We start from the raw sequence: 19,342 nt of genomic DNA, 5'->3' as shown, positions 1-19,342 counted from the left end.
GTCAGGCGGGCGATGGCTTTCTTACGCTGCGCAAAAAATTCTTTTGCGCTCACAGCAGATCGGCAATGCGGTCCCAGGTCTGCGCAGGCACGCGGCCGTGGTGGCTCTCGACCACGCGTCCAGCCTTGTCCAGCAGGAACACCGCGGGCAATTGCCCGGGCGGGCCAAAGCTGTTGCGATGCTGGTTGTCGCCGATCCACAGCGAGGTGAAGCGCTGCGACTCCGGTACGGTGAGCTGCACGAGCCGGTGGTGCGTCTCGATGGCGGCTCGGTCACGGTCGGTGCTCACCCCCACGAGTTCGAAGGGCCGCCCCTGCCAGCCTTTGAGATTCGCGCGCAACTCGGGCATCTTGTCGCGGCACACTGCACAGTCGGTGGACCAGAACAGCACCATCACGACCTTGCCGCGCAACGCGGCGAGGTCGAAGGGCTGGCCGTCCAGCGTGGTGCCGCGCAGTTCGGGCGCTGTGGCTGCGGGTGTGGCGACCTCGGCGGGTGCCGCCTGGGCGAAGCCAGGCGGACCACCGAGCGCCATGCCCATGCCCAGCATGAGGCCCGTGGCGTGGCGGCGGTTGAAATGCGGGCGACATGGGGACATGGGAACCTCCTGTGGTGCCGTTCGTCGACTCCATGCCCGTTTCATTACACTCAGCCCCCATGTCCCAGCCCGCCACCGCCTCGTTTGAACAGCAAGTGGCCGATCTGCGTGTGTACCTGCTCAAGTTCGCGCGCCTGCAACTGCGCAACGAGGCCTGGGCCGAGGACGCGGTGTCGGAGACGGTGCTGGCCGCGCTCTCGAAGCCCCAGGGTTTCCAGCAGCGCTCGCAGCTCAAGACCTGGCTGGTGGGCATCCTCAAGCACAAGATCATCGACGCGCTGCGGCACCACGGCCGCGAGGTCTGCGTGTCGAACGGCTCGCCGGACGAGCAGGCCGACCCGCTGGACGACATGGCGTTCCGGGCCAACGGACACCATGCCGAGAAGCCGGCCGACTGGGGCAATCCGGAGCAGGACCTGCACAGCCGCCAGTTCTTCGAAGTGCTCGAGGCCTGCACCGACAGGCTGCCCGCCGTGCAGGGGCGCCTGTTCCTGATGCGCGAGTGGCTGGAGCTCTCCAGCGAGGACATCTGTAAGGAACTGTCGCTGACGCCGACCAACCTTTACGTTCAACTGCACCGCGCCCGCCTGAGATTGCGCGAATGCCTCGAACTCAACTGGTTTGCCCGCCCGAAAACGCCATGAAAGTCGCCTACCCGCTGCGTCGCACCTGCAAGGAAGTCAGCGCCCTGCTGATTGCCCAGGAGGACCGCGCTCTGCCCTTGCTGGAGCGCGCTGCCCTGCGGGTTCACATGGCGATGTGCCAGGCCTGCCCGCGCTTCGAGCGCCAGCTGCTGACCATGCGCAACGCCATGCGGCAGTGGCGCAGCTACACGGAAACCGGCGAGTGAGGTCTCAGGCCAGCAGCGCCTGCGCGAACTCGCGCGCGTCGAAGGTTTCAAGGTCCTCGAGCTTCTCACCCACCCCGATGAAGTAGACCGGCACCGGTTTCTCGCGCGCGATGGCGCACAGCACGCCGCCCTTGGCCGTGCCATCGAGCTTGGTGATGATGAGGCCGGTGAGCTGCAGGGCCTCGTCGAAGGCCTTGACTTGGGCGAGCGCGTTCTGGCCGGTGTTGCCGTCGATCACCAGCAGCACCTCGTGCGGCGCGGTGAGATCGGCCTTCTGCACCACGCGCCGGATCTTGCGCAGCTCATCCATCAGGTGCAGTTGCGTGGGCAGGCGCCCGGCGGTGTCGACCAGCACGACGTCGCGCCCGCGCGCCTTGCCAGCCGTCACGGCGTCGAAGCTCACCGCCGCCGGATCGCCGCCCTGCTGGGTGATGATTTCCACGGTGTTGCGGTCGGCCCAGACCGCGAGCTGCTCGCGCGCGGCGGCGCGGAAAGTGTCGGCCGCGGCCAGCAGCACGGTGGCGCCGCCATCGGCCAGGTGGCGCGTGAGCTTGCCGATGGAGGTGGTCTTGCCCGCGCCGTTGACGCCGGCGACCATGATGACGGTGGGTCTGTGTTCCCCGATCACCAGCGGCTTCTGCAGCGGTGCCAGCAGGTCGGCGATGGCGTCGGCCAGCAGGCCCTTGACGGCGGCGGGTTCGGTGGTCCTGCTCTCCTTCACGCGGCGCTTCAGGTCGGCCAGCAGGTGGGTGGTGGCCTTCACACCGGTGTCGGCCATCAGCAGGGCGGATTCAAGCTCCTCGTACAGCGCGTCGTCGATCTGCGTGCCGGTGAACACCGTGGCGATGCCGCTGCCGGTCCTGCGCAGGCCGCTCCTGAGCTTGTCGAGCCAGCCCTGGCGGGCAGGTGGGGCGGAGGGTGGTACGGTCTGAGCCGGGAATGTGGTGGCCGGTATGGCCTCGGGCGTGGGAAGCGGCGCGCCAGCGGGCTGGGCGGGGGCGGGTGGTGCTGGGGGTTTTTTTCGGAAGAACGAGAACATTGTTCAATCTCTGGAATCCATTGCATTCTATGAAACGCTCCAGACGACCCGCCAGCATGCGCCCCATCTTGCCCCTGTTGCTGGCCCTGGCCTTGCTCGGGTGCGCGGCGCCCGGGCTCACACCCCCGAAGTCCGGTACCAGTCCCCCGCGGGCGGAAGACACCACCGACGGCCACCAGGCGCGCGCTTTCACGCTCTCCAATGGCATGACGCTGATCGTGCGGCCCGACCACCGCGCGCCCACGGTGGCCCACATGGTATGGGTGCGCGTGGGTTCGATGGACGAGGTGGACGGCACCTCGGGCGTGGCGCACGCGCTCGAACACATGATGTTCAAAGGCACGCCCGATCTCGAACCTGGCGAGTTCTCGCGCCGCATTGCCGCGCTGGGCGGGCGCGACAACGCCTTTACGTCACGCGACGCCACGGCCTATCACCAGCAGGTGCCCGCCCACCAGCTGGAAGCCGTGATGCAGCTGGAAGCCGACCGCTTCGCGCGCAACCAGTGGGCCGACCAGGAGTTCCGGCGCGAGATCGAGGTGATCAAGGAGGAGCGGCGCCAGCGCACCGAGGAGTCGCCGCGCGCGCGCATGTTCGAGGCGCTCAACGCCATGGTCTTCCAGGCCAGTCCGTACCGGCGCCCGGTCATCGGCTGGATGAGCGACATCGAGGCCATGGAGCCCGACGATGCGCGCGCGTTCTTCCAGCGCTGGTATGTGCCGGCCAATGCCGCCATCGTGATCGCGGGCGACGTGGACGTGGCACAGGCGAGGGTGCTGGCCGAGAGACATTTCGGCCGCATTCCCGCGCGCGCCGTGCCCGCACGCAAACCGCGCGAGGAACCCCCGCAGCGCGGGCCGCGCCGCCTGGAGTACCGCGCGGTGACCGATCAGGCCCTGGTGGCGCTGGCCTACAAGGTGCCGAAGTGGCGCGGCGCCGACGTCGACAGCGACACCGACCGCGATGCCCTTGCCCTGGCGGTGCTGTCGGCTGTGCTCGATGGCTATGGCGGCGCGCGGCTGGGGCGTGCACTGGTTCAGGGCTCGGGCAGTGGCGGCAAGCGCATTGCCGACAGCGCGAGTGCTTCATATGGCCTCATGGGACGCGGGCCGCAGCTGTTCATGCTCAGCGCCGTGCCCGCGCGCGGTGTATCGACGGAGATGGCCGCGGCCGCGCTCAAGTCCGAGGTGGAGCGCATCGGCCGCGACGGCGTCAGCGAGGCCGAGCTGCAGCGCGTGAAGACGCAGTGGATGGCGAGTGAGGTCTACAAGCTCGATTCGGTGTTCGGCCAGGCGCGCGAGCTCGGCGGCTACTGGATCAACGGCATGGGACTGGACACGGGAGAGCGCCTGATGGAACGGCTGCGCGCGGTCACGCCCGCGCAGGTGCAGTCGGTGGCGAGGCGCTACTTTGGCGATGGGCAGCTCAACACCGGCGTGCTGGTGCCAGAGTCACCGCGCCGTGGCGGGAGCACGCCATGAGCCGTTGCATGTTCCGGGGGTTCCACGCACCGTCGCTGGCGTGGGGGCTGTTGCTGCTGGCCGCGCTGTTGCTGGCGGTGCCGGCGCGCGCGGCCATACCCATCGAACGCTGGACGCATGCCAGCGGCGCGCGGGTTTACCTCGTGGCGAGTCCATCCATCCCGATGCTCGATGTGCAGATGGACTTCGACGGTGGCAGCCGCCGCGATCCCGCCGCGCAGGCGGGTCTGGCGAGTGCCACGGCGGGGCTTCTCTCGGGCGGGGTCCGGGCCCTGGGCGATCTGCCCGCGCTGGACGAGAACCAGCTCAGCGAGGCCTGGCTCGATCTGGGTGCGCAGTTCGGCGCCCAGGTGAGCAGCGACCGTTTCAGCGTCAGCCTGCGCAGCCTGACCGAACCCGATCTGCTGGAGCGCGCCGTGGCGCTGGCGGCGCGCCAGCTGTCCGCGCCGGCCTGGCCCGTGCGTGTGTGGCAACGTGACCGCGAACGCATGCTGGCGGCGCTCAAGGAGGCGGAAAACCGCCCCGGCACGATCGCGAGCAGGCGCTTTGCCCGCGCGGTGTACGGCGACCATCCCTATGGATACCAGACCGACGCCGCCAGCCTCAACGCCATCGAGGTGGCCGACATGCAGGCCTTCTTCCGCCGCCACGTGGTGGCGTGTCGCGCGCAGGTGGTGCTGGTCGGCGCGATCGATCGCGCCCGCGCCACCCGCATCGTCGATCAGCTGGTGTTGGCGGTCGCTCCCCATGGTTGCGCCCCGTTGCCCGATATGCCTGCCGTGCAACCGCTCGCGCAAGCGGTGGACGAGCGCATTCCGTTCGCGGCCGCGCAGGCCCAGGTGCTGATCGGTCAGCCCGGCGTTGCGCGCGACGATCCCGATTTCTTCCCCCTGTTCGTGGGCAACTACATCCTGGGTGGGGGCGGATTCGTATCGCGCCTGACCACCGAAGTGCGCGAGAAGCGCGGTCTGAGCTACAGCGTGTACAGCTACTTTTCACCGGGCCGGCACGCCGGCGCGTTCCAGATCGGCCTGACCACCCGACCCGACCAGGCGGCGAAGGCGGTGGACGTGGCGCGCGGCGTGCTGCGCCGCTTCGTCGAGCAAGGGCCGACCGAGACCGAAGTGCGCGCGGCCAGGGAGTTCCTGGTCAACGGCTTTGCGCTGCGCATCGACAGCAACCGCAAGCTGCTCGACAACGTCGCCAACATCGCCTGGAATGGTCTGCCGCTGGACTACCTCGACACCTGGACGCAGCGGGTGGAACAGGTCAGCGCGGCCGATATCCGCCGTGCGTTCGCGCGGGTGCTGCAGCCCGATCGCATGGTCACTGTGGTGGTCGGCGCGCAACCCTGAGCGCACCGCGGTCACACGGCTCGCGTAAGCTCGCAGCCATGAAAAAGCCTGCCGCAGCCTCCACAGCCCGAGCCGCCGCCAGTGCCCCGCACGAGGTGCGCATCATCGGCGGCCTCTGGAAGCGCACCAAACTGCCCGTGGCCGACCGCCCGGGACTGCGCCCGACCCCTTCGCGCGTGCGTGAGACGCTGTTCAACTGGCTGGGCCAGGACCTGGGTGGCTGGCGCTGCATTGACGCTTTTGCGGGCACGGGCGCGCTGGGCCTTGAGGCGGCCTCGCGCGGCGCCGCCGAGGTCGTGCTGGTCGAACAGGACGGCGCGCTGCTGGCGAACCTCGGCCGCATCACGACCCAGCTCAAGGCCGCCGGCGTGCGCATCGAGCGCGGCGACGGCGTGGCCGCGCTGCGCCAGCGTGTCGGGCAGGGCTGGGATGTGGTCTTCCTCGACCCGCCTTTTGGGGAGGGCCAGAACGAGGCCCTGTACTTCGCGGCGCTGGCTGCGGCGCGCCAGGCGGTGCGCGAGGACGGCCTCATCTACCTCGAAGCGCCCCGGCCCTGGGGCGACGACGAACTGGCCCGGCTCGGACTGCAGTTGCACCGCCAGGGCAAGGCCGGCGCGGTGGCCTTTCACCTGTTGCGGCCATTGCCGCCCCAGTGAGGCCGGCCTGCGGGCCCCTCGCGCATAATCTTCCGCATGAGTTCAGCCCTTGCCACATCCGGCGCGGCGGGCCGCCTGGCGGTCTACAGCGGCACCTTCGACCCCGTCACCCTGGGCCACGAGGACGTGACGCGCCGCGCCGCGCAGCTGTTCGACGAGGTCATCATCGCGGTGGCGATTGCGCACCACAAGAAGACCCGCTTCACGCTGCAGGAGCGGCTGGACATGGTGGCCGAGGTCGCCGCGCGCATGCCCGGGCGGGTGCGCGTGCTGCCGTTCGAGGGCCTCATCATGGACTTCTGCCGCCAGCAGGGCGCCTGTGCCGTGGTGCGCGGCATCCGCAACATCACCGACTTCGACTACGAAGCCCAGATGGCCGCCATGAACCGCAAGCTGCACCCGGCAGTGGAGACGGTGTTCCTGCTGCCGCAGGCCGAACTGCAATGCATTTCCAGCACGCTGGTGCGCGAGATATCGCAGCTCGGTGGTGATGTGTCGCAGATGGTGAGCGCACCGGTGGCGGCGCGGCTGGCGCCCAGACCCTTGCAAGCCTAGGAGCGACGCACATGGCTCTGCTGATCACCGACGAATGCATCAACTGCGACGTGTGCGAGCCCGAGTGCCCGAACCAGGCCATCCACATGGGCGAGGAGATCTACGAGATCGACCCGGCGCGCTGCACCGAGTGCGTGGGGCATTTCGACGAGCCCCAGTGCGTGCAGGTCTGCCCGGTGAACTGCATTCCGGTCAACCCTGAGCACATCGAGTCGCGCGAGACGCTGTGGCAGAAGTACCAGCGCCTGCAGAAGGACGTTCAGCCCTTGTCCACGGGCGGTGAGGCTCCGCCACCTGCCTCGGCCTGAGTCGCCGCGCCGGCGGGCCTTGGGGGTTTCGGCCGCGGGGGCTTGCTGGTGTGGATCAGCGCCGTGGCCTTGTCCATTTCGCCCGCGATCAGGTGCGGCAAGGCCCTGAGCGAGCGGTCCAGCGCTTGCACGATCGCGATACGGTCATCGGGCGAGGGTCTCTTCAGCACCCAGTTCGCCACGTCGTTCTTGTTCCCGGGGTGGCCGATACCCACGCGAAGGCGCCAGTAGTCCGCGCTGCCGAGCTGGCTGTGGATGTCGCGCAGGCCGTTGTGCCCCGCGTGACCACCGCCCCGCTTGAGCTTGACCTCTCCGGGGGGCAGGTCGAGTTCGTCGTGCACCACCAGCACTTCCTCGGGGGCAATCTTGAAGAACCGGGCAACCGAGGCTACCGACTTGCCCGAGAGGTTCATGAAGGTCTGCGGTTCGACCAGCCACACACTCTGACCCACAACGCTGGCGCGCGCAACCAGGCCGAAATGGCCCCGCTCCATCTGCAGTGAGACCTTGAGCAGCCGCGCGGCCTCGTCCACCCACCAGAAGCCGGCGTTGTGGCGCGTGTGTTCGTAGTCTGGCCCCGGGTTGCCCAGGCCGGCGATGAGCTTGATCATGGCTGGAATTATCGGTGCAGCGTCAAAAGCAGAACGGCCCGCACAGGGCGGGCCGTCAATCAGGAACACACGGCGAGATTACTTCTTGCCCTTGCCCTTGGCTGCCTTCTTGTCGTCCACGGCGGCGACCACGGGGGCTGCCACCACTTCTTCCACCGGCTCGACCACGGTGGCGACGGTGAGGTTCTTGCGGCCATGCATGACCAGCTTGATGCCCTTGGCGAGCTTGATGTCGCCAGTGTGCACGGTGGCGCCCTTGACGACTTCACCCAGGTCGACCTCGATGTTCTCGGGCAACTGCGTGGCCAGGCATTCGATTTCGATGTCGTTCATCACGTGGCTGATCACACACTTGTCGATCTTCACGGCAGGCGAGTTCTCGGCGTTGACAAAGTGCAGCGGCACCTTCTTGCGCAGGCGGGTCTTTTCGTCCACTCGCTGGAAATCCACGTGCAGCACTTGCGGCTTGTACGGGTGGTACTGCACGTCGCGCAGCAACACCTTCTGTACCTTGCCGGCCAGTTCCATGTCGAGGATGGACGAGTGGAACGCTTCCTTCTTCAGGGCGTGCCACAGGGCGTTGTGATCGAGTTCGATCGTGGCGGCAGGCGTCTCACCGCCGAAAACGATACCGGGCGCGCGACCGGTGTTGCGCAGACGGCGGCTCGCACCCGTACCCTGCTTGGCGCGCTCAAAAGCGACAAATTGCATGACATTCTCCGATGGAGGGGTTCCGCGACCAGAACGCCTCTGTTTCAAAAGAGCCGCCCCCACCATGGAGGCCGCCCGCTTTTTGCTGCCGTCAGTCTCTTCTCAGAAGAGGTTGTCCTGATCGGCAAACAAACTCATGACCGACTCACCCGAGGCAATGCGCGCGATGGTCTCGGCCATCAGCGGTGCCACGGAGAGCTGGCGAATCTTGGAGCAGGCCTGCGCGGCCTGCGACAGGGGGATGGTGTTCGTCACCACCACCTCGTCAAGGGCGTTGCCCTTGGCAATGCGTTCGATGGCCGGGCCCGAGAAGATGGGGTGCGTGCAATACGCATACACGTTCTTCGCGCCACGCTCCTTGAGCACCTCGGCGGCTTTGACCAGTGTGCCTGCGGTGTCGATCATGTCATCCATGATCACGCAGTTGCGGCCCTCGATGTCGCCGATGACGTGCATCACTTCCGACACGTTGGCCTTGGGGCGGCGCTTGTCGATGATGGCCATGTCGCAGTTGAGCTGCTTGGCAAGCGCACGGGCGCGCACCACGCCACCCACGTCGGGAGAGACGATGAGCACGTCGGGGTAGTTCTTCTGGCGCAGATCGCCCAGCAGCACCGGCGAGGCGTAGATGTTGTCGACCGGGATATCGAAAAAGCCCTGGATCTGGTCGGCGTGCAGGTCCATGGTCAGAACGCGGTTCACGCCCACGGTCTGCAGCATGTTGGCCACCACCTTGGCGCTGATCGGCACGCGGCTCGAGCGCGGACGGCGGTCCTGGCGGGCATAGCCGAAATAGGGGATGACCGCGGAAATGCGCTCGGCCGAGGCGCGCTTGAGCGCGTCGACCATGATGAGCAGTTCCATCAGGTTCTCGTTGGTCGGCGAGCAGGTGGACTGGAGCACGAACACATGGCGCGCACGCACGTTCTGCGTGATCTCCACCGTGACTTCACCATCTGAGAAGCGGCCCACATTGGCGGCACCCAACTGGGTGCCGAGGTGTTGGGCAATCTCGGAGGCAAGCACCGGATTGGCATTGCCGGTGAAGATCATGAAATCCGGGGGCTGAACTTGCATGGTGGTTCCAGCGGTAAGAACGACGGCCCCAGGGGATCACCGTCAAAAAAAGGCCATCCGGGATGGCCGTTCCGGTACGTGTTTCGGTTGAACGGGTGGCAGGGGAGGAAGGACTCGAACCCTCGCATGCTGGAATCAAAATCCAGTGCCTTTACCAACTTGGCGACTCCCCTACGCAGGTCGATCGTTCGGCGCTAAGCCAGACGACCCACCAAAAACGTCGCAGGTTGCACAACCACTGCCCCGGGCTGTGCGCTGCCGATTCTAATCGGAGCACCAGTCGAGCAATGGATGGGCATCCATGTTGCTGCATTCGCGAACCGTCCAGTCGCCGGGGGCGCCCGCCAGGTTCGTGGTCTGCGGCAGATGCGCAAATACGGCGGTGCCCGATCCGGTCATGCGCCCCTGCAATCCCTGGCCATCGAGCCATTGAATGCACCGCCCCATTTCGGGGCACAGCGCCTGCGCCACGGGCTGAAGGTCGTTGTGCGCGAAGGCCAGAATTTTCTGGAGATCGAGCACCGGACCCTCTCGCGAGTCGTTTGCAGCAAAGCCTTGGATTGTAGCAGTTTTTGTGTCCCGCTTGAGCTCTGGCGCACTGAAGATGCGTTGCGTGGAGGCGCCAACGGGCGGCTTGACCACGATGAAACGCGCTGGTGGCAGCTCCACCGGGGTGAGCTGCTCGCCCACGCCTTCGACCCAGGCGTTGCGCCCGCCGATGAAGAACGGCACGTCGGCACCGAGTTGCAGGCCAATGGCGGCCAGCTGCGCGCGGTTCAGGCCCAGGTTCCAGAGGCGGTTGAGCGCCAGCAGGGTGCTGGCCGCGTCCGACGAGCCGCCGCCCATGCCGGCCTCGGCTGGCAGGTGCTTCTCCAGACCGATGTGCACCCCCAACTGGCAACCAGTGGCCTGTTGCAGCGCGCGCGCCGCGCGCACCGAGAGGTCTTCGGCCGGCAACAGGCCGGGCGTGAGGTCTTCACGGCTGACGTCACCGTCGTCGCGGCGCTCGAAATGCAACCGGTCGCTCCAGTCCACCAGCATGAAGACCGACTGCAGCAGGTGGTAGCCATCGCCGCGACGGCCGGTGATGTGCAGGAACAGGTTGAGCTTCGCGGGTGCCGGCACGTCCGACAGGCGGCGCAAGGGGATGGCCAGCGTCATGGCTGGAAGATCACGCGCAGTTCGGCGGTGGGCAAGGGGGAGGAGCGCCGCGCCGTGATGCGCCCCTGCGGCTGGCGCGACAGATCTGCCTGCCAGCCGGGCACGTCACCCTGCTCGCCGCGCAGCCAGCCGAACAGCGCGGCCACCGGAACCGCCGTGCCACTGAGTTCGGTGGTGAGTTCATCCAGGCTGCCGCGGCGGGTGATCTGGGCGCCCTGGCGCATCTCGGCGCTGCGGGGTGTCCAGACCACGGTGGCCAGGGTATTGCCCAAGGGGGAGCTCAACTGCAGCTCGCCCGCCGAGGGAGCGCCGCGCAGGTCGAAGGCGGATGAGAACGACTGGGGTGGTGTGCTGTCCACCTGCAGGGACAGGCGGCCGATCCAGACCGCCTCGCCACTGGACTCCATGGGATGGCGGGTGGCGCAAGCCGTGAGCAGCGAAGCCATTGCCAGGACGCAGCCAAAGCTGCGCAGGCCGCGCCAGGCATGCGGGCTCATGGCTGCACTTGCAGGCGCTTCAAGGTTTCCTGCAGCGTTTCATTGTCGGCGGAGAGCAGCAGGCCTTCGCGCCAGATCTTCAGGGCCTGCTCGCGCTGACCCGTGGTCCAGAGCACCTCGCCGAGATGCGCCGCAATTTCCGGATCGGGCCGCTTGCCATATGCACCCTGCAGGATGGTCAGCGCCTGCACCGTGTTGCCCATGCGGAATTCGACCCAGCCCAGACTGTCCTGGATGTAGGCGTCGCCCGGTGCCAGAGAGATCGCCTTTTCGATCAGTTGCCTGGCCTCGGGCAGGCGCAGGTTGCGATCGGCCAGCGAATAGCCCAGAGCGTTGTAAGCATGGTGGTGGTCGGGTTTGGCGGCAATCAGCTGGCGCAGCAGGCGCTCCATGTCCACCAGCTTGCCGGCCTTCTCGGCCATCATGGCCTGGTCGTAGATCAGGTCCGTGTCCTGAGGGAAGCGGGCGGCGGCTTCGCTGTACACCTCGTAGGATTGCTGCCAGTTCTTGAAATCCCGCAGCAACTGGGCCTCGGCCACGAGTTTGAGCCGGGCGTCCTCGGGCCGGCGCTCGGGCTGGCTGCGCAGCAGCTCGCGGGCCTTGTCCATCTGCCCCTGCCGGGCCAGCAGAGAGGCTCGCCGCATCTGGGCTGCCAGGATGTCGTCGACGTTCTCGATACGGTCCAGCCAGGCGTTGGCGGTCGGAAAGTCCTGTTGCTGTTCTGCAATCTGGGCCATCAGCAGATAGGCCTGCGTGAGGCTGCGGGCCGAGCGCTCGTCGCCAGCCTGGCGCGCCAGCGCCATGTACTTCTGCAGTGAGGCGCCTGCCTGTGGCAGGGCGTTGTCCTGGAGCTGCAGCGAACCCAGCAGCAACCAGGGCTCGGCCTGCTCGGGCTGGCGCGTGGTGAGGGACTCGAGCTGGGTGCGCGCGTCGCTGTTGCGCTGCAGGTCGACCAGGATGCGGGCATAGGCCAGCGGCACGGCGAAGTTGCTGGGTGACTGCGTCGTGTTCGCCTGCAGATGCTCGCGCACCAGCACTTCCGCGTCGGCTTGTCCCCGCTCCATCAACTCCAGTGCCAGCAGTGCGGGGAAAGGCGAAGCGGGGTCGATGCCGTGCCCTTTGCGCGCAGCGGCCAGTGCCTGAGGCAACCGGTCTTGCGCGAGCTCCATACGACCGAGCGTGGTCCATGCCGCCGCGGCGTGAAAAGGCTGCTTGAGCGAGGGCTCAAGGGCTTCGCGCACCACGGTGGCAGCGAGGGCCTTGTCGGTCACCCGGCCATAGGTTTGCGGGATGGCGTTGATGGTGTCGTTGCGCTCGATCACCGGGCTCGCCTGCAGGATGGCCTGCAGCACGGGGGTCGTCTCCGCGACGCGGTTGAGCGCCAGCAGGATCTGCAGCACGAAACGGTTGGCCTGCGGGCTCGAAGGCAACTCCTGGGCCCAGGCGCGGGCGGCGGTCAGCGCCGCTTCGCCCGAGCGGGCCTGCAGGGCCACGTCGACCGCGCGGCGGTAGAGATCAGGGTCCTTGCGCTTGCGCGCGGCATCCAGCAGCAGCGAGTAGCCCGCGCCCGGTTCGCCTCCCACCACGTTGATCTCGCCCAGCAGCAACTGGTAGAACAGCGGCGCGTTCAGGTCGGAGTTCTCCACGGCAGGTTCACCTGCTGGCGAGGCCGCTGCGGTTGTGCTGGTGGCAGGCGCGCTGGGCGACGTGGGCTGTGCCGCCGCGCCGAAGGCCAGGCCCAGCAAGACCAGGGTGGCGGTGCGGTGCAAGGTGTTCATCGGCTCATGATAATGGGTGGAAATGACGGGCATCGCGGTGTGATCCGAAGACCGTACCGTCGTTCCGGCCCTGTGCACGAAATCCGCCACCATGCCCGAATTGCCCGAAGTCGAAGTCACCCGTCGCAGCTTTGCCGAGCGCATCGCGGGCGCACGGGTGCTTGCCCTGTCGATGGGCAAACCGCTGCGCTGGCCGCTGGGCTGCGAACCCGCCGCGCTGGCAGGGCGTCAGGTGATCTCGGTGGCGCGCCGCGGCAAGTATCTTCTGGTACATCTGGACCAGGGGCTGCTGCTCGTGCATCTGGGCATGTCGGGAAGTCTGCAGTTCGCGCCCAGCCTTCCGCCGCGCGGCAAGCACGACCACTTCGAACTGCAGACCAACCAGGGCGTGCTGCGCCTGCACGACCCGCGGCGCTTTGGCGCCGTGGTGCACGCGCGTTCGCTGGACGACGCCAGCGCGATCCGGCTGCTGGGCGGTCTGGGCGTGGAGCCCCTGGAGGCCGGTTTCGACCCGTTGGAGTTTCACCGCGCGCTGCGGCTGCGACGCGCGGCCATCAAGCAAGTGCTGCTCATGGGCGACGTCGTGGTGGGCGTGGGCAACATCTACGCTTCGGAGGCTCTGTTCATGGCGGGCATTCATCCCGCGCTGCGGGCCGACCGGCTGAGCAAGCCCCGCGCCGCGCGCTTACATGGCGCCATCGTCTCCGTGCTGCAGCGGGCGGTGTCGCTCGGGGGTAGCACGTTGCGCGATTTCTCGAGTGCCGAGGGGCAGAGCGGCTACTTTCAACTCGACGCCATGGTTTACGGGCGCGAGGGCCTGCCGTGCAGGGTATGCGGTTCATCGGTCAAGGCGATGCGGCAAGGACAGCGATCCACGTTTTTCTGTCCTTCGTGTCAGAAGAAATGATGCTCTGAACGGTTGTTCACGCTTGCGGCCGCCCGGCTGTCGGGCTCAAACACCGGTCAGCTTTCTCCCGCATGCCGATGCTATATTGACCGATTGTCAGAGAATCAGGCCCATGAGCTTCAATCAGGAATTTGACCAGCACGGTGTGTGGCGCAAGCAGTTCGCCTTGCGTCTGAAGCTCCTGTCGGAGTGGCTGACCGATCACGACCTGATGGAGCCCGGCGTGCACGAGCGGCTGGACCAGCTCCATGCGCAGGTCAAGAACGACAAGATCATGGTGGCCTTCGTGGCCGAGTTCTCGCGAGGCAAGTCCGAACTGATCAACGCGGTGTTCTTTGCTGGTTATGGCCGCCGCATCATGCCGGCCAGCGCCGGCCGCACCACGATGTGCCCGACCGAGCTCGGCTACGACGCGGAAGTCCCGCCCTGCCTGCGCTTGCTACCCATCGAGACCCGCCTGCAACCACAGTCGCTGCTGGACTGGCGCAATGCGCCGGACAAATGGGAGCGTGTCGACCTCGACGTGAACAACCCCAAGCAGCTGGCGCGCGCCATCGAGAAAGTGGCCGAGGTGCGCCGCGTCTCGCAGGCCGAGGCCGCGGCCCTGGGTTTCTGGCACGACGAGGTGCCCGAGGACAACCCTTTGCCCGGCGCCGATGGTTTGATCGAGGTGCCGAAGTGGCGCCATGCCCTGATCAACATGGCGCATCCTTTGCTGAAGCAGGGCCTGGTGATTCTGGACACCCCAGGCCTCAATGCCATCGGTGCCGAGCCAGAACTCACGGTGAGCCTGCTGCCCCAGGCCCATGCGGTGGTGTTCATCCTCGCCGCCGACACCGGCGTGACCAAGTCAGACCTGACGATCTGGCGCCAGCACTTGTCCGTGCTGGGCGAGGGGCGCGAGTCGCGCCTGGTGGTGCTCAACAAGATCGACACCATGTGGGACGCGCTGAGTTCACCTGAGCAGGTGCAGTTGCAGATCGCATCGCAGCGCACCGATTCGGCCGAGATCCTGGGCCTGTCGCCGCGGCAGGTGCTGGCGGTGTCGGCGCAAAAGGGGCTGCTGGCCAAGGTGCACCGCGACAAGAAACTGCTCGCCGCGAGCAACCTGATGGAGCTGGAGACCGCGCTCGGCGAAGACCTGCTGGGGCAGCGCCGCAAGATCCTGGGCGCGGCCGTGGCCAATGGCATCCAGGCACTGCGCACGGAAACCGGTCGCATGGTGCACACGCGGGCGCGCGACCTGGTCGAGCAGATTCAGGAGCTTGAAGGCCTGCGTGGCAAGAACACCGGCGTGATCAAGCAGATGCGCCTGCGCATCGAGCAGGAGCAAGCCGATTTCGACGCCAGTGGCGCCAAGATCCAGGCTGTGCGCTCCGTGCATCTGCGCCTGCTCAAGGACCTGTTCGCCATGCTCAGCGCGTCGCACCTCAAGGCCGAGGTGGCGACGCTGAGCAAAGCCCTGAAGCAGCCCGGCATCAAACTCGGCGTGCGTCGCGCCTATGACCATACCTTTGATCGCCTGCGCGCCGACCTCGCGAAGGCCGATCGCATGGCGGGCGACATCCAGTCCATGCTGGAGGGCAGCTTCAAGAACCTCAATGCCGAATACGGCTTTTCCCTGCAGGCACCTACGCCGCCCCGGCTGGGCCAGTACGCCAGGGACCTCGACCTCATCGAGAAGAGCCACCTGCAATACCTCAGTCTTGGCAACGCGCTGCGACTCGCGCAGCCTGAATTTGCCGAACGTCTGGCGCGTGCACTCATGAGCCGGCTGCGGGTGGTTTACGACACGGCGGTCAATGAGGTGGAACTCTGGAACAAGTCCGCTGCCGCGCAGCTCGACGCTCAGCTGCGCGAGCGCCGTCGCAACTTCAGCCGCCGCATCGAGGCGGTCTCGCGCATCCAGCAGGCCGCCGGAGGCCTGGATGAGCGCATTCGCGAACTGCAGTCGCACCAGGCCGAGCTCAATCTGCTCGACGCCAAGCTGGCCGAGCTGACCGATCACCTGCTCGCTGCCCCCGAAGAAGAACCCGCCGACGAAGCCCTGGTGGCATGAGCCGCGCGGAGGCGCCCTCCCGCACCGGTGGCCTTGCGGTGCCGGAAAGATTCGCTCCACTGCTCATCGAGTGGCAACGTCAGGAAGGGCGCAGCGGCTTGCCCTGGCAGCTCACCCACGACCCCTATCGCGTGTGGTTGTCCGAGGTGATGCTGCAGCAGACCCAGGTTGGTACGGTCCTGTCCTACTACCCCCGCTTCCTGGAGCGCTTTCCCGATGTGTCCAGCCTCGCCCGCGCCTCGGCCGATGAGGTGATGGCCTTGTGGAGCGGCCTGGGCTACTACAGCCGGGCGCGCAATCTGCACCGGTGCGCGCAGGTGGTGATGGGCGAGCATGGTGGCGTGTTCCCCGAGACGGCCGAACGCCTGCAGGCCCTGCCGGGCATAGGCGCTTCCACGGCTGCGGCCATCGCGGCCTTCTGCCACGGCGAACGCGTCTCCATTCTCGACGGCAACGTACGGCGGGTACTGTCCCGACTGCTGGCATTCGACGGCGATCTGGCACATGCAGGCCCGCAGCGCGAGCTCTGGTCGCTGGCCCAGGCGCTGCTGCCCCGCGCACCCACCCACAGTGACATGACAGCCTACACCCAGGGGCTGATGGACCTGGGTGCCACGGTGTGCCTGCGCACCCGCCCCCAGTGCGGACAATGTCCGGTGCAGGCTGTGTGCCGCGCCCGTGAGTCGGGCCAGACTCAGCGGTATCCGGTCAGGACGCGGCGGGTGCTGCGCCGTTTCGAGACATGGTGGTTGCTGGTGGCGCAGGACACATCGGGAGGGGGGCAACGCCGCTTCTGGCTGGAACGCCGCCCACCGGTGGGCATCTGGGCCGGCCTGTACTGCCCGCCGGTGTTTGCCGACGAGGCGACCCTTCTGGCTTCGCTGGAGGCGCCGTTGCGCGAACAGTTGCGGGCCCTGGAGCCCGTGGCGCACAGCCTGACGCACCGCGAGCTGCGGTTGCATCCGCTGTTGCTCGATCTGGGTGAGGCCGCCAGGACAGTGGGGTTGCCGCCCGGGCAGTGGGTGGAAGCGACGGCGTTGGCCGCGCACGGCCTCCCCGCGCCCGTGCGACAACTGCTCTCGACACGGGTTTAGGTCGGATCGGCGGCGTGACTGGCTGGCCCGGGCCAGTGTTCATCTTCGCGATGACGCACCCGCGTGGACCATTCCTGGGCGAAGACGTTCGCGAGCCGCTCCACCAGATAGACAGAGCGGTGCTGGCCACCGGTGCAACCAATGGCCACGGTGACATAGCTGCGGTGGTCGCGCAGCATCTGGGGCAGCCAGTGGCGCAGGAAAGTGGTGATCTGCTGCGCCATCTGCACGACATCGGGCTGCGCCATAAGGTATTGAGCCACCGGTGCGTCCAGCCCGGTGAGGGGTTTGAGTTCGGGCTCGTAGTGCGGGTTGGGCAGCATGCGCACGTCGAACACGAAATCGGCGTCCATGGGGATGCCGCGCTTGAAGGCAAAGGACTCGAACACCAGGGTCATGGGCGCCTGCGTGGCTCCCAGCAGGTCCTTGATCTGGCTGCGCAGGCGCGCGGGCCGGATCAGGCTGGTGTCGAGCACCAGCGCCTGCTCGCGCAGCTCCGCCAGCAACTCGCGTTCGTGCTCGATGGCATCGGTCAGGACCTGGTGCTGATCGTGCGCCTGCCTGAGTGAGAGCGGGTGCAGGCGGCGGGTTTCGGAGAAGCGGCGTACCAGGGTCTCGGTGGTGGCATCGAGGAACACGGTGGTCAGCTGAATGGGCCGCTTGGCGCGCTGCTGCAGTTGCGCGAGCCGGCGGGGCAGGCCGGGCAGGGAGGCAGCGCTGCGCACATCCATGGCAATAGCCACTTTTGGGGCGTTGTGGCTTTGCTCCAGCTCGACGAAGGATTCGAGCAGTTCGGGCGGCAGGTTGTCGACGCAATAGAAGCCCACATCCTCCAGTGCCGTGATGGCGACCGATTTGCCGGAGCCGGACATGCCGGTGATGATGACCAGTTGAAGGGGCAGGTCGGTATGTGGCGTCGTCATGGTTGCGGCACCGGGTCAGGCGTCCAGCATTTCGCGGGCGTGGGCCAGGGAAATCTCGGAGCTCTCGCCACCGCCCAGCATGCGCGCGAGTTCGAGCACGCGGGCCTCGGTGGCGATGGCTTCGACCGTGCTCAGGGTCTGGTGGCCGGTGGCCTGCTTGCTCACGAGCAAGTGATGGTCGGCGCAGGCGGCGACCTGGGGCAGATGGGTCACTGCGAGCACCTGCCGGTCCCGGCCGAGCTGGCGCAGCAGCTGACCGACGGTGTGCGCGACCGCGCCACCGATGCCCGCGTCCACCTCGTCGAAGATCAGCGTGGGCGCCTGCCCCAGACGGCTGGTGACGACGGAAATGGCCAGTGCGATGCGCGAGAGTTCACCGCCCGATGCCACCTTGCCCACCGGCTTGGGTGTGGCGCCAGCATGCCCGGCGACACGGAACTCGACCTGTTCCGCCCCATGGGCCTGGGGGTCCTCCAGCGCGAGCAGGGCCACTTCGAACACACCACCCTGCATGCCCAGTGTCTGCATGGTGGCGGTGACGGCCCGGGAGAGTTTCGGGGCGGCCTTCTTTCGTTCCCTGGTGAGCGCCTGCAGTGCGCTGGTGAAGCTTTTCCAGTCCGCCTGCTCGGCGCGCTGCAGGGCCTCGATATCCAGCGCCTGGTCGACCTGGGCGAGTTCGGTCTTCCATTGCGTCAGCGTCTCCGCCAGCTCCTCGGGCGTGCGGCGGAAGCGCCGCGCGAGCGACACCCACTGCGACAGACGCAGGTCGAGCGCTTCCAGGCCGCCGGGGTCCTGTTCAGTGTGGCGGCCGTACTGGTGCAGGTCGTGCACGGTGTCCTGCACCTGGGCCAGCGCGGCGTCCAGTGCTTCGATCGCGCTGGCGAACCGCGGTTCGATGTGCGCCTGGGCCTGCAGCGCCGCGAGCGCTCGGTGGATCAGTGCCGCCGCATTGGCATCGTCTTCATCCAGTGCGCTGGCGGCGGTCTGCGCCGCGTCAAGCAGGGCCTGGGCGTTGGCCAGGCGCCCGTGCCGCGCATTGAGCTCTTCCCATTCCCCGGCTTGGGGTGCGAGCCTGTCGAGTTCGGCAATCTGCCAGGACAGGCGCTCGCTTTCCTGCCGCAGCGTGTTCTGTTTCTCGGTGGCTGCGTCCAGTGCCTTGCGTCGCTGTCGCCATTGCGTCCAGGCCCGTGCGGCAGGGCCGGTGTCGACGCCGGCATAGGCGTCGAGCAGATCGCGCACTGCGTCGGCGCGTGTGAGGCTCTGCCAGGCATGCTGGCCGTGAATGTCCACCAGCCCGTCGGCCAGAGACTTGAGCTGGCTTACGGTGGCCGTGCTGCCGTTGATCCAGGCCCGGCTGCGGCCATCGGTGTCGACGGTGCGGCGCAGCAGCAGGCTTTCCTCCAGAGGGAATCCTTGCGCTTCCAGCCAGGGCAAGAGCGAGGCCGGCACGTCGAACTCCGCTGCGATGTCGCAGCGGGTCGCGCCTTCGCGTACCACACCGCTGTCGGCGCGGGCGCCCAGTGCCAGTTGCAGTGCGTCGATCAGAATGGACTTGCCGGCGCCCGTTTCTCCGGTCAGCACGCCGAAACCGCGGCCGAGTTCCAGGTCCAGGGACTGCACGATGACGAAGTCGCGCAAAACGATGCGTCTGAGGCTCATGAAGGTGGGCGGTGCGGCAGGTG

At 67.3% G+C, this 19,342-nt stretch carries 20 protein-coding genes and 1 tRNA gene; 10 read left to right on the top strand and 11 right to left on the bottom strand.

All coding sequences use genetic code 11. The annotated features are described in order from the left end of the window. Positions 1 to 49: 49 nt before the first annotated feature. Positions 50 to 598 (bottom strand): TlpA disulfide reductase family protein, encoded by a 549-nt coding sequence (locus tag K5880_RS12035; RefSeq protein ID WP_297652220.1) that lies wholly within the window; start codon positions 596 to 598, stop codon positions 50 to 52. Positions 599 to 657: 59 nt separating this feature from the next. On the opposite strand from K5880_RS12035, the gene K5880_RS12030 reads away from it, so the two are divergent. Both K5880_RS12030 and K5880_RS12025 read left to right on the top strand, forming a co-directional pair. Continuing rightward, the gene (locus K5880_RS12030; protein WP_297652216.1) at positions 658 to 1,242 is read left to right on the top strand and encodes a sigma-70 family RNA polymerase sigma factor; all 585 of its coding nucleotides are present in this window, start codon (positions 658 to 660) and stop codon (positions 1,240 to 1,242) included. Next, positions 1,239 to 1,448: a zf-HC2 domain-containing protein gene (locus K5880_RS12025; RefSeq protein ID WP_297652213.1), complete on the top strand. Its 210-nt coding sequence runs from the start codon at positions 1,239 to 1,241 to the stop codon at positions 1,446 to 1,448. The genes K5880_RS12030 and K5880_RS12025 overlap by 4 nt, the downstream gene beginning before the upstream one ends. A gap of 4 nt (positions 1,449 to 1,452) precedes the next feature. Here K5880_RS12025 and ftsY read toward each other — a convergent pair whose 3' ends face one another. Then, positions 1,453 to 2,487 carry a signal recognition particle-docking protein FtsY gene (gene ftsY / locus K5880_RS12020; protein WP_297652210.1) on the bottom strand — a complete coding sequence of 345 codons (1,035 nt, stop codon included), beginning with the start codon at positions 2,485 to 2,487 and terminating at the stop codon, positions 1,453 to 1,455. Between the two features lie 56 nt (positions 2,488 to 2,543). On the opposite strand from ftsY, the gene K5880_RS12015 reads away from it, so the two are divergent. From K5880_RS12015 to K5880_RS11995, 5 genes are read left to right on the top strand one after another with little or no spacing between them, the layout of a single operon-like run. Then, positions 2,544 to 3,968 carry a pitrilysin family protein gene (locus tag K5880_RS12015; RefSeq protein WP_297652207.1) on the top strand — a complete coding sequence of 475 codons (1,425 nt, stop codon included), beginning with the start codon at positions 2,544 to 2,546 and terminating at the stop codon, positions 3,966 to 3,968. Continuing rightward, complete coding sequence (locus K5880_RS12010; protein ID WP_297652204.1) at positions 3,965 to 5,323, top strand: pitrilysin family protein; 1,359 nt, start codon at positions 3,965 to 3,967, stop codon at positions 5,321 to 5,323. The genes K5880_RS12015 and K5880_RS12010 overlap by 4 nt, the downstream gene beginning before the upstream one ends. 38 nt (positions 5,324 to 5,361) lie before the next feature. After that, positions 5,362 to 5,979 (top strand): 16S rRNA (guanine(966)-N(2))-methyltransferase RsmD, encoded by a 618-nt coding sequence (gene rsmD, locus K5880_RS12005; RefSeq protein WP_297652201.1) that lies wholly within the window; start codon positions 5,362 to 5,364, stop codon positions 5,977 to 5,979. Positions 5,980 to 6,015: 36 nt separating this feature from the next. Next, positions 6,016 to 6,534, top strand: coding sequence for a pantetheine-phosphate adenylyltransferase (gene coaD / locus K5880_RS12000; RefSeq protein WP_297652198.1), 519 nt, complete (start codon positions 6,016 to 6,018; stop codon positions 6,532 to 6,534). Positions 6,535 to 6,545: 11 nt separating this feature from the next. Further along, positions 6,546 to 6,842 (top strand): YfhL family 4Fe-4S dicluster ferredoxin, encoded by a 297-nt coding sequence (locus K5880_RS11995; protein WP_297652195.1) that lies wholly within the window; start codon positions 6,546 to 6,548, stop codon positions 6,840 to 6,842. Here the strand turns inward: K5880_RS11995 and pth are convergent. From pth to K5880_RS11960, 7 genes are all read right to left on the bottom strand, one after another. Beyond that, positions 6,794 to 7,453 (bottom strand): aminoacyl-tRNA hydrolase, encoded by a 660-nt coding sequence (gene pth / locus K5880_RS11990; protein WP_297652192.1) that lies wholly within the window; start codon positions 7,451 to 7,453, stop codon positions 6,794 to 6,796. The two genes, K5880_RS11995 and pth, sit on opposite strands and share 49 nt — an antisense overlap. Before the next feature lie 78 nt (positions 7,454 to 7,531). After that, on the bottom strand, positions 7,532 to 8,164 hold the full coding sequence (locus K5880_RS11985) for a 50S ribosomal protein L25/general stress protein Ctc (protein WP_297652189.1): 633 nt from the start codon (positions 8,162 to 8,164) through the stop codon (positions 7,532 to 7,534). 102 nt (positions 8,165 to 8,266) lie between these two features. Beyond that, the gene (locus tag K5880_RS11980) at positions 8,267 to 9,241 is read right to left on the bottom strand and encodes a ribose-phosphate pyrophosphokinase (protein WP_297652186.1); all 975 of its coding nucleotides are present in this window, start codon (positions 9,239 to 9,241) and stop codon (positions 8,267 to 8,269) included. Positions 9,242 to 9,337: 96 nt separating this feature from the next. Next, positions 9,338 to 9,414 (bottom strand) — tRNA-Gln (locus K5880_RS11975). Between the two features lie 91 nt (positions 9,415 to 9,505). Continuing rightward, complete coding sequence (gene ispE, locus K5880_RS11970; protein ID WP_297652615.1) at positions 9,506 to 10,384, bottom strand: 4-(cytidine 5'-diphospho)-2-C-methyl-D-erythritol kinase; 879 nt, start codon at positions 10,382 to 10,384, stop codon at positions 9,506 to 9,508. A 14-nt stretch (positions 10,385 to 10,398) separates the two neighbouring features. Further along, the gene (locus K5880_RS11965) at positions 10,399 to 10,899 is read right to left on the bottom strand and encodes a lipoprotein insertase outer membrane protein LolB (protein ID WP_297652184.1); all 501 of its coding nucleotides are present in this window, start codon (positions 10,897 to 10,899) and stop codon (positions 10,399 to 10,401) included. Further along, positions 10,896 to 12,677, bottom strand: a complete 1,782-nt coding sequence (locus tag K5880_RS11960) for a tetratricopeptide repeat protein (protein WP_297652180.1) — start codon at positions 12,675 to 12,677, stop codon at positions 10,896 to 10,898. The genes K5880_RS11965 and K5880_RS11960 overlap by 4 nt, the downstream gene beginning before the upstream one ends. Before the next feature lie 91 nt (positions 12,678 to 12,768). On the opposite strand from K5880_RS11960, the gene mutM reads away from it, so the two are divergent. The 3 genes from mutM to mutY all read left to right on the top strand — a co-directional run bounded on the left by mutM (position 12,769) and on the right by mutY (position 16,737). Then, a complete protein-coding gene (mutM, locus tag K5880_RS11955) occupies positions 12,769 to 13,584 on the top strand; it encodes a bifunctional DNA-formamidopyrimidine glycosylase/DNA-(apurinic or apyrimidinic site) lyase (RefSeq protein WP_297652176.1) in 816 nt (271 codons plus the stop codon). Positions 13,585 to 13,696: 112 nt separating this feature from the next. After that, complete coding sequence (locus K5880_RS11950; RefSeq protein ID WP_297652175.1) at positions 13,697 to 15,643, top strand: dynamin family protein; 1,947 nt, start codon at positions 13,697 to 13,699, stop codon at positions 15,641 to 15,643. Beyond that, positions 15,640 to 16,737, top strand: a complete 1,098-nt coding sequence (mutY, locus tag K5880_RS11945) for an A/G-specific adenine glycosylase (protein ID WP_297652172.1) — start codon at positions 15,640 to 15,642, stop codon at positions 16,735 to 16,737. Before K5880_RS11950 ends, mutY begins: the two co-directional genes overlap by 4 nt. Here the strand turns inward: mutY and rapZ are convergent. Both rapZ and recN read right to left on the bottom strand, forming a co-directional pair. Further along, positions 16,734 to 17,660: an RNase adapter RapZ gene (gene rapZ, locus K5880_RS11940; RefSeq protein WP_297652169.1), complete on the bottom strand. Its 927-nt coding sequence runs from the start codon at positions 17,658 to 17,660 to the stop codon at positions 16,734 to 16,736. The two genes, mutY and rapZ, sit on opposite strands and share 4 nt — an antisense overlap. Positions 17,661 to 17,675: 15 nt before the next feature. Further along, complete coding sequence (recN, locus tag K5880_RS11935; protein ID WP_297652166.1) at positions 17,676 to 19,319, bottom strand: DNA repair protein RecN; 1,644 nt, start codon at positions 19,317 to 19,319, stop codon at positions 17,676 to 17,678. Between the last annotated feature and the right edge of the window lie 23 nt (positions 19,320 to 19,342).

The sequence above is a fragment of the Hydrogenophaga sp. genome, from assembly GCF_025699295.1.
Lineage (GTDB): Bacteria > Pseudomonadota > Gammaproteobacteria > Burkholderiales > Burkholderiaceae_C > Hydrogenophaga.
This window is presented reverse-complemented; position numbering and strand designations above follow the sequence as displayed.